At 45.0% G+C, this 9295-nt stretch carries 10 protein-coding genes and 1 pseudogene; 7 read left to right on the top strand and 4 right to left on the bottom strand.

Annotated features, from left to right (window positions below; genetic code table 11):
* The 7 genes from HOO90_RS04605 to HOO90_RS04575 form a co-directional block, all read left to right on the top strand.
* The coding region (locus HOO90_RS04605) for a KUP/HAK/KT family potassium transporter (RefSeq protein ID WP_292839995.1) at positions 1 to 453 on the top strand (453 nt) is incomplete at its 5' end.
* Between the two features lie 100 nt (positions 454 to 553).
* Positions 554 to 1378 (top strand): M48 family metallopeptidase, encoded by an 825-nt coding sequence (locus HOO90_RS04600; RefSeq protein ID WP_292839992.1) that lies wholly within the window; start codon positions 554 to 556, stop codon positions 1376 to 1378.
* A gap of 131 nt (positions 1379 to 1509) precedes the next feature.
* A complete protein-coding gene (gene dapD, locus HOO90_RS04595) occupies positions 1510 to 2337 on the top strand; it encodes a 2,3,4,5-tetrahydropyridine-2,6-dicarboxylate N-succinyltransferase (RefSeq protein WP_292839990.1) in 828 nt (275 codons plus the stop codon).
* 12 nt (positions 2338 to 2349) lie between these two features.
* Entirely contained in the window at positions 2350 to 2703 is a 354-nt protein-coding gene (locus tag HOO90_RS04590) for an ArsC family reductase (RefSeq protein ID WP_292839987.1), read from the top strand.
* Positions 2700 to 3824 (top strand): succinyl-diaminopimelate desuccinylase, encoded by a 1125-nt coding sequence (dapE, locus tag HOO90_RS04585; RefSeq protein ID WP_292839984.1) that lies wholly within the window; start codon positions 2700 to 2702, stop codon positions 3822 to 3824. Before HOO90_RS04590 ends, dapE begins: the two co-directional genes overlap by 4 nt.
* Positions 3825 to 3831: 7 nt before the next feature.
* On the top strand, positions 3832 to 4758 hold the full coding sequence (gene prmB / locus HOO90_RS04580) for a 50S ribosomal protein L3 N(5)-glutamine methyltransferase (RefSeq protein ID WP_292839981.1): 927 nt from the start codon (positions 3832 to 3834) through the stop codon (positions 4756 to 4758).
* On the top strand, positions 4755 to 5921 hold the full coding sequence (locus HOO90_RS04575; protein ID WP_292839978.1) for a class I SAM-dependent methyltransferase: 1167 nt from the start codon (positions 4755 to 4757) through the stop codon (positions 5919 to 5921). Before prmB ends, HOO90_RS04575 begins: the two co-directional genes overlap by 4 nt.
* A 41-nt stretch (positions 5922 to 5962) precedes the next feature.
* Here HOO90_RS04575 and HOO90_RS04570 read toward each other — a convergent pair whose 3' ends face one another.
* The 4 genes and pseudogenes from HOO90_RS04570 to HOO90_RS04555 all read right to left on the bottom strand — a co-directional run.
* Positions 5963 to 7090 (bottom strand): pseudouridine synthase, encoded by a 1128-nt coding sequence (locus tag HOO90_RS04570; RefSeq protein WP_292839975.1) that lies wholly within the window; start codon positions 7088 to 7090, stop codon positions 5963 to 5965.
* Positions 7091 to 7255: 165 nt separating this feature from the next.
* Positions 7256 to 7807 (bottom strand): SMC-Scp complex subunit ScpB, encoded by a 552-nt coding sequence (gene scpB, locus HOO90_RS04565; protein WP_292839972.1) that lies wholly within the window; start codon positions 7805 to 7807, stop codon positions 7256 to 7258.
* A gap of 11 nt (positions 7808 to 7818) precedes the next feature.
* On the bottom strand, positions 7819 to 8601 hold the full coding sequence (locus tag HOO90_RS04560; RefSeq protein ID WP_292839969.1) for a ScpA family protein: 783 nt from the start codon (positions 8599 to 8601) through the stop codon (positions 7819 to 7821).
* A 7-nt stretch (positions 8602 to 8608) separates the two neighbouring features.
* A pseudogene (locus HOO90_RS04555) lies at positions 8609 to 9295 on the bottom strand (tryptophan--tRNA ligase); the annotation flags it as partial.

The following is a 9295-nucleotide window of genomic DNA, read 5'->3' as shown; positions in this document are numbered from 1 at the left end:
GTGCCAGGCATTGCTTTATTTATGACGCCAAATCCAGACGGCGTTCCGCACGCCATGTTGCACAACTTAAAACACAATAAGGTGTTACATGAAAAAATGGTCATTCTAACCGTAAAATTTTTAGATTACCCGCATACTTCGGCTGAAGAGCGCGTCAAGTTAGAAATTCTGCCGCATGATTTTTATAAAGTGACTGTGCATTACGGTTTTAAAGATGAGCCCGATTTACCGCGCGATTTATTACTGTGTGGCGAAAAAGGTCTAGTATTGAACGAAATGGATACGTCTTATTTCATTGGTAAAGAAAGTCTGATTGCCAGCGGAAAATCCGGCATGTCATTTTGGCGTAAAAAAATCTTTATTGGATTATTTAGAAGTGCTGAAACGATTACCAATCAATTTAAATTACCGCCTAACCGTGTAATTGAACTTGGTTCACAGTTGAAAATCTAGTTTTTTGAGTGGTCAATCAACCCTTTGTGACATTGATGCGTTAAGTATATTAGTAAAGTTATTGGTAATTTTAGTCATTAAAACTCTTAGGGATAATTTCATGAAAAATCTAACTTTTATTTTACTTGCGGCGGTTTTTTTAAATCTATCGGGCTGCGCCAGCACCACAAATGACAGCGTGGCTGGAGTTAAACGCACACAATTTATGCTGATGCCTGCTTCGCAAGTAGTTGGCATGTCCAGCCAAGCCTACACGCAAACTTTGCAAGAATCACAAAAGAAAAACACACTTAATACCGACAAAACACAACTGGCTCGTGTACGCAATATTTCAAATAGACTGATTGCACAAGTGGGCGTATTTAGGCCCGATGCGGTGCAATGGAAATGGGAAATTAATGTGGATAAAAGTGACCAAGTAAACGCCTACTGCATGCCTGGTGGAAAAATCATGGTGCTGACAGGCTTGATTGACCAACTGAAGGCCACTGATGACGAATTAGGTGCAGTGATTGGTCACGAAATTGCCCACGCCCTGCGTGAGCATGGTCGCGAACGTATGTCCCAAGCCTATGTTCAGCAATTTGGTCTACAGGCATTAGGCGCAATAATTACCAAAGGCTCAAGCAGTGCCGTTGGCAATGCATCAACACAAGCGGCTGGCTTAGGTTCTCAACTATTCTTTGCGCTACCAAATGGTCGTGAACAAGAACGCGAAGCCGACAAAATCGGCTTGGAACTCTCCGCACGCGCAGGTTTTAATCCAGAGGCCGCCATCACCTTATGGCAAAAAATGAATGCGCTGGGTGGTGCAAAACCACCTGAATTTTTTAGCACCCACCCTGCTAATGAAAATCGCATTGCCGATTTACGAACTTTAGTACCAAAAGTTAAACCGCTGTACGAAGCATCAAAATCAAAATAATCAGTTATTTTTACTCAATGATTATTAGCGCGTGTTCAGTATTTTATTGCTGACACGCGCTTTGTTTTTGGCGAATGCTCGCTTTAGGTTAAAATAACGTTTTTGTTTAATTTACTAAATCTGAGAGCACTATGGATCCACGTCAAAGTTTAATCGAAGCGGCTTTTGAAGACCGCGCCAACATCAACCCTAGCAATGCATCGGCTGAAATCAAAGCCACGGTAGCCTCTTTAATCGCCGACCTCGATGCAGGCAAATTACGCGTTGCGTCACGCATCGGCGAAACCCAAGACTGGGAAACACACCAATGGCTTAAAAAAGCCGTTTTGCTTTCCTTTCGATTAGAAGACAACACACTGTTAGACTCTGGCTACACAAAATATTACGATAAAGTACCAGCAAAATTTGCCAATTACACAGAAGAAGACTTCAAAGCAGGCGGTTTTCGTGTAGTGCCCAATGCAATGGTGCGTCGCGGCTCTTTCATCGGAAAAAATGCCGTATTATTGCCCTCTTACGTGAATATTGGAGCTTACGTTGGTGAAGGCACCATGGTAGACACCTGGGCAACAGTAGGCTCATGCGCACAAATTGGTAAAAATGTACACTTGTCGGGCGGCGTGGGAATTGGCGGTGTGTTAGAACCGATTCAGGCTGGCCCAACTATCATCGGTGACAATTGCTTTATCGGCGCGCGCTCTGAGGTGGTAGAAGGTGTGATTGTTGAAGACAATTGCGTTATCTCAATGGGTGTTTACATTGGTCAAAGCACTAAGATTTATGACCGCGAAACACGCTCTGTCACTTACGGCCGCATTCCTAAAGGTTCAGTAGTAGTATCGGGCAACTTACCTTCAAAAGATGGTAGCTACAGCTTGTATTGCGCTGTTATCGTGAAAAAAGTCGATGAGAAAACCTTAGGTAAAGTAGGCATTAACGAGTTACTACGCGGTATTTAAGCCCTAACCACGATGTTAACGCTATACGGTATTCCCAATTGCAATACAGTAAAGAAGGCCCGCGACTGGCTAGAGGCAAATGATATTCGCCATGTGTTTCATGATTTTAAAAAAAATGGTATTGATGCCGCCACAATTGAGCATTGGCTTAAGCAATACCCATGGGAGAAACTCATTAACCGCGCTGGGCTTACTTGGCGCGGTTTAGATGACACCACCAAAATTAGCATCACCGACAACATAACAGCAAGCGAATTGATGCAAGATAAAACCTCTGTAATCAAGCGTCCAATCTTGGTCAGTAATGGCAAAATCATCGGCCTGGGATTTGATGAAAATCTATACAAAGAAACCTTCAAACCATGAGCAAAACTTTAGAGTTAGCGATTGACCTCCTGACGCGCCAATCCAACACGCCTTTAGATGCAGGCTGTCAGGAACTGCTTATTTCTCGTTTAGCACCGCTCGGCTTTAAAATTGACCGCATGCGTTTTGGCAATGTTGATAATTTGTACGCTAGGCGCGGCACCACTCGCCCTTTACTCGTTTTCGCTGGGCACACGGACGTGGTGCCTACAGGCCCGTTAGAAAAATGGCATACACCGCCTTTTGTACCTACCATTAAGGACGATATGCTCTATGCGCGCGGTGCAGCCGACATGAAAACTTCACTGGCGGCATTTATTACCAGCATCGAAGAATTCGTTGCCGAAAATCCAAATCACATTGGCTCCCTCGGTTTATTGATTACTTCGGATGAAGAAGGTGTGGCTGTGGATGGCACGGTAAAAGTGGTTGAAGTATTGAAAGCTAGAGGCGAGCGCATTGATTATTGTATTGTAGGCGAACCGACCTCAAACAAAGTCGTAGGTGACATGATTAAAAATGGCCGCCGTGGCTCACTCTCAGGTAAGCTTACCGTCAAAGGCGTGCAAGGCCATATTGCTTATCCGCATTTGGTTAAAAATCCTATCCACCTAGTCGCACCTGCCATTAAAGACATGGTCGACACGGTATGGGATACCGGGAACGAATACTTTCCGCCGACTTCCTGGCAAATCTCAAATATGAATGGTGGAACAGGCGCAACCAACGTGGTACCTGGCGAAGTGGAAATTTTATTTAATTTTAGATTTTGCACTGCAAGCACTGAAGCCAATTTAAAAGAACGTGTCTATGCAATTTTAGATAATCACGAATTGAGCTATGACTTAGAATGGGAATATTCACCTCCCTACATCACACCTCGTGGCAATTTAGTTGAAGCCATTACAGAAGCGATTGAGCAAGCTTACGGTGTCACGCCAGAGCTATCGACCACTGGCGGCACCTCTGATGGGCGTTTTATTGCGGACATCTGCAATCAAGTGATTGAATTTGGGCCGCTCAATGCCACGATACACAAACTCAACGAATGTGTAGCTGTAGGGGACATTGAACCGCTAAAAGAAACGTACAAACTCACAATGCAAAAACTACTGAAATAACAACGCCATGGCTAATCAAAACACCCCTATTGCAGCAACAGATGAGCTTTTGACCATTCGAGACTGGATACGCTATGCCGTCAGCAGATTTGAAGCCTCCGATGTTTTTTACGGCCATGGTACGGATAACGCCTACGATGAAGCCGTTTGGCTAATTTTTAGCGGTCTACACTTACCCATGGACACACTAAACAACTTTTTAGATGCACGAATCACCTCAGCCGAGCGAAATAAACTTGCTGATTTTATTGAGCAACGTATCAGCAAACACACGCCAACGGCATACTTGTTAAAAGAGGCCTGGTTACAAGGACTTAAGTTTTACGTAGATGAACGTGTGCTGATTCCACGCTCCTTTATTGCAGAGTTACTTGCTGACGGCTTAAGTGCATGGATCGAGTTTCCTGAAATGGTAGAAAGCGCTGCTGATATCTGCACTGGCAGCGGCTGTTTAGGTGTATTGCTGGCCAGCACCTATCCAAATGCGGCAATCGATGTGATTGATATTTCGCAAGATGCAATAGATGTCGCAAATATAAATATTGCCAACTACGGTTTACAAGAACAGATAACGGCAATAAAGTCCGACATGTTCAGCGCACTTAAAGGCAAGAAATACGATTTAATCATCAGCAATCCTCCTTATGTAGATGCGCCATCCATGGCGGCATTACCACTCGAATATCAAAATGAACCACAACTTGCTTTGGGCAGTGGCGATGCCGGCTTAGACCACACCCATACGATTTTGCTTGAAGCTGCAAACCACCTCAATGACGAGGGCATATTAATTGTTGAAATCGGTCACAATCGCGACGCCTTAGAGGCTGCTTACCCCAACATCATCTTTAACTGGCTGGAAACTTCCTCTGGCAATGAATTTGTATTTTTACTCACCAAGTCACAGCTTACCTTAGGCCATACACCACTTTGAATACCGCAAAAAACCTCAGCACGAACATTATCCCAACGATTAGCTGGCAAGAATCCAATAAAACCAAAACAGGCATCTGGCACTCTGAAAACGCCGCACCTGTGCCCAAACGGGTTCAAATTGCAGACGACACCACCAAAGCAGATGATGCTTACAAATTATGCTGCGAAGGCACAGCATTGCTGTGGCGTGGCGATTTTCAAAATGCAAAAATGCTTTTGCAAGCACTTTCACGCCGCATTGACCGCCCTGGTAAAAAACCAAAAAAACCAGCAAGTACCCTTTTAGAAGCATTTCACTTGCACCGCCAAGCGCAATCGCAAAAAGCACGTATATTAGGGATGTTGGTCATTGAGTTAAACGTAGGCTATAACATCAACTTACGCCGCGCACCCGATGTAAAAGCGGCTTGTGAACATGCTTACGGTAAAAGCACGCAAACCATTGTGGTATCTCTACGTGAGATTTTAGGCTTAGTTGGTGCTTATGAATGGAGTAAGAACGGTGTCGATATTCCCGTAATCAACAATAAAATTTACCCGAGTTATGGGGTATTTTCACCGATTCGTGGTGAATACTTAGATTTAGTGGATGTTGCGCCATTACCAGTACCCTGTAACTTAGCTTTTGATATTGGCACGGGCACAGGCGTATTAGCGGCGATACTCGCCAATCGTGGCATCACAAAAATTATCGCCACGGATAACTCACACCGTGCATTGGATTGTGCATTGAAAAATGTGAATCAACTGGGCCTGAAAACCAATGTCACCTTAGTTGAAGCCGATTTATATCCCAAAGCAGAATACGGCAAAGCAGATTTAATCGTCTGCAACCCGCCTTGGTTACCTGCTCATCCTAGCTCAGCACTTGAATCAGCAATCTACGATGAAAAAAGTAAAATGCTTAAAGGCTTTTTAAATGGCTTGGCGTTACATCTTAGTGAGCACGGTGAAGGATGGCTAGTGCTTTCAGATTTTGCTGAACAATTGGGCTTAAGAACGCGTGATGAATTGCTCGCTTGGATCACAGCGGCTGGCTTGAAAGTGATTGAACGTATCGATACCAAGGCTAGACACAGTAAAACACTTGATACCAGCGACCCACTACATGCAGCTCGCAAGGCGGAAGTGACTTCCTTATGGCGACTAAGTAAAGCATAATCACCGCCATTTCGAGCCCATAATACTCTCGTAGCGGGTAGTTAACCACGCCCTCTATTGCGATCACTTTTTTTCTGCATAGCCGGTGCCGTTAAATCACTGGTCTGCCTGACACGGCGATTTGCCGGTTTTTTGGGTACTGTTTTATTAGTCGTAGGGTTATTTCGAGCAGTATCTTTTTTGCCACGATAAGGTCTTGCCTCACCACCCTCTGTTGTAACACGAGGCGGCCTGTCGAGCGCACTCACCCGTTGTTTGCGTACTTTCGGCATAAACACGGTGGTGGCTTTTAATTTTTCACGTTGCGTGAGTTGTCGTAATGGTGCGCTTGGTACTGGCAAATCAGCCCATTCTAACAAGCCAACCACTTCTTTTTGCTCTAGCTTTAACATTTGACCACGCTTCACACGCGGCGGTAAATTCACTGGGCCAAATCGTACACGCATCAAACGGCTCACAGGTAATTGAAATGCCTCAAACAAACGACGCACTTCGCGATTACGACCTTCACGCAGAATCACTTGATACCAATGGTTTGCTCCCTCGCCGCCCTGAGCGCTAATACTATCGAAATTCGCCGGACCATCTTCCAACTCAATCCCTTCTTTGAGTTGCGTCATTTGACCTTCGGTCAACTCACCAAAAATACGCACCGCATATTCACGCTCAACTTCGTAGCGCGGATGCATAAATCGGTTGGCCAACTCACCCGACGTGGTAAACATCAGTAAACCACTAGTATTCATATCCAAACGGCCAATTGCAATCCATTTGCCATTTTTAACTTTCGGCAATTTATCAAACACACTGGCACGGCCTTCTGGGTCATCCTGACTAACAATTTCACCTTCAGGTTTGTGATAAATCAAGACTTGCGGCAATTCTGCTATAAAGGGTAGTTTTACTGGTCGACTATCTAGGCGCACCGTATCATACTGAGTCACGCCCTGACCTTGAGTTGCTGGTGCACCATTAACGGTGACTCGACCACTTGCGATTAACGCCTCCATATCACGACGCGAGCCTAAACCAGCCAGCGCCAATAACTTATGCAAGCGTTGCGTTGGTTCTGGAGGAGCATTTAGATCAGCTTCTAATTTAGTAAAATTAGTTTTTGGGCGACGAGGCGTCGCTTGTGGGTCGCGTTGTGTTTTAAATGGACGTGCCATGATGATTAACTAATTGATTGCAATAGCGCATTTTACCGCAGTTAAGGCGAATCACAGCAGAATAAAAATGTTTGTTACATCCCGTCATTCTGACGCAGTTCAGAATTTGCTAAAAACATCACATAAAAGCTAGCGATTGCGGAACCAGCCTGCAATGACAGGCTATTACAAATCCAGTTGTGCCTCGGAGTTAACAAAATCTTCCATCGCAGGTAACTCGGTAAGCGACTTCAAGTTCAAGTCATCTAAAAAGTGTTTGGTGGTAGCGTACAAGGAAGGGCGGCCAGGCACTTCGCGTTGTCCTACCACATCAACCCAATCGCGCTCTTGTAACTGGCGCATCACGTTGGGATTCACCGCCACACCGCGTATCTCTTCAATGTCGCCACGTGTTACTGGCTGCCTGTAAGCGATAATGGCAAGTGTTTCCATCACTGCCCGCGAATATTTAGACTGTTTTTCAGGGTTTAAGCGCGCTAAAAAAGTACAATACTCAGGCCGTGCTTGAAAACGATAACCCGTTGCCACCTGCACCAGTTCCATCGTACGCGTATCCCAATCTTGCTTAAGTTCATCCAGCAGCATACGCAAGGTGGCGCGCTCCATGCGGTCTGCAAACAACTTCTGCATATCATCCAAGCTGAGTGGTTGACTGGAAGTAAGCAATGCGACTTCTAGCACTTGTTTCTTTTGGGTGATGTTTTCAGGTTTAGTCATAGAAATTAAGATTAATCGCGAGCATTCAATTGAATGTAAATCGGTGTAAAAGGAGCTTGCTGCGTCATGCGCAATAAGCCTTCACGCGCCAACTCTAAAATAGCTAAAAAACAAACCACTAACTTTGGAATACCCTCGTTCTCCACATCAAACAACTGCGAGAATTCTAAAAAATTATCCACTTTTAAACGACGTAAAATCATGCTCATGTGTTCTCTCACAGAAAGCTCCGCCTTGCCAACTTTATGATGTTTAAAATGACTCGCTCGCATCAATACATTGCGCCAAGCTTCGGTTAAATCATCCAAACTCACTTCAGGCGGTTTCACATCGCTAATATGCTGATAATACGCGCTAGCAACGGCAATATCCTCTCCCACTTTAGGCATCTCATCAAGGCGCTGAGCAGCGAGCTTAATAGCCTCATACTCCATCAAACGGCGGACCAACTCAGCTCTCGGGTCATCTTCAGATTCGATCTCAGCAGGCTTAGGCAAGAGCATACGGGATTTAATCTCAATCAACATCGCCGACATCAGCAAATAATCACCAGCCAACTCAAGCTTGATTGCCTTCATTTTTTCTACATATTCCATGTACTGACGGGTTAAATCCGCCATCGGAATATCCAGAATATCGAGATTATGTTTGCGGATTAAATACAGCAGTAAATCGAGCGGCCCTTCAAAAGCCTCGAGGTATACTTCAAGCGCATCAGGCGGAATATAAAGGTCTTGTGGCAGTTGAGTGAACGCCTCGCCTTTTATCTTTGCACTGAGCGGAGTTTCAATCATATTTCAACTAGCTGTAATTCAAACCCATCGCATCTCGCACATCGCGCATGGTTTCTCGCGCTAATTTACGGGCTCTTTCACAACCTTCTGCGACAATATTTTTTACCAGTGTCGGATCTTCCGCATATTGCGCGGCACGTTCTTGTATCGGTTTTAGTTCAGCCAGTACTCCTTCAATCACAGGGCCTTTGCATTCAATGCAACCAATACTTGCGCTTTTACAGCCTTGTTGTACCCATTCCTGCGTTGCAGGATTTGAGTAGATTTCATGCAATTGCCACACTGGGCATTTTGCGGGGTCACCCGGGTCAGTGCGACGCACGCGCGCTGGGTCAGTTGGCATGGTTTTGATTTTTTTAGCGATTTGGTCTGCTGGCTCACGCAATGAAATAGTGTTGTTATAGGATTTAGACATTTTTTGACCATCTAAACCTGGCATCTTTGAAGCGGGTGTGAGCTTATACTCTGGCTCAAGCAGTATCATTTTTCCGCCACCTTCTAGGTAGCCGAGTAAGCGCTCCTTATCGCCCAAGCTTAAATTCTGCGCCTCTTCTATCAGCGAGCGCGCTGAATCGAGTGCTTCTTCATCACCACTTTGTTGATAGGCATTTCGCATTTCTTCGTACAGTGCACCACGTTTGCTACCGAGTTTTTTAATCGCGGCTTCCGCTTTTTCTTCAAAACCTTTTTCTTT

This window comes from Methylotenera sp. (assembly GCF_013141425.1).
Lineage (GTDB): Bacteria > Pseudomonadota > Gammaproteobacteria > Burkholderiales > Methylophilaceae > Methylotenera.
The sequence above is the reverse complement of the archived record's forward strand: the minus strand, read 5'-3'. Positions and strand labels throughout refer to the sequence as shown.

Excerpts from the sequence above, each read along its gene's own strand:
- prmB (WP_292839981.1), top strand. The coding sequence starts at position 3,832 with ATGGCTAATCAAAACACCCCTATTGCAGCAACAGATGAGCTTTTGACC.
- HOO90_RS04570 (WP_292839975.1), bottom strand. The coding sequence starts at position 7,090 with ATGGCACGTCCATTTAAAACACAACGCGACCCACAAGCGACGCCTCGT.
- HOO90_RS04590 (WP_292839987.1), top strand. The coding sequence starts at position 2,350 with ATGTTAACGCTATACGGTATTCCCAATTGCAATACAGTAAAGAAGGCC.
- HOO90_RS04600 (WP_292839992.1), top strand. The coding sequence starts at position 554 with ATGAAAAATCTAACTTTTATTTTACTTGCGGCGGTTTTTTTAAATCTA.
- HOO90_RS04560 (WP_292839969.1), bottom strand. The coding sequence starts at position 8,601 with ATGATTGAAACTCCGCTCAGTGCAAAGATAAAAGGCGAGGCGTTCACT.
- scpB (WP_292839972.1), bottom strand. The coding sequence starts at position 7,807 with ATGACTAAACCTGAAAACATCACCCAAAAGAAACAAGTGCTAGAAGTC.
- dapD (WP_292839990.1), top strand. The coding sequence starts at position 1,510 with ATGGATCCACGTCAAAGTTTAATCGAAGCGGCTTTTGAAGACCGCGCC.
- dapE (WP_292839984.1), top strand. The coding sequence starts at position 2,700 with ATGAGCAAAACTTTAGAGTTAGCGATTGACCTCCTGACGCGCCAATCC.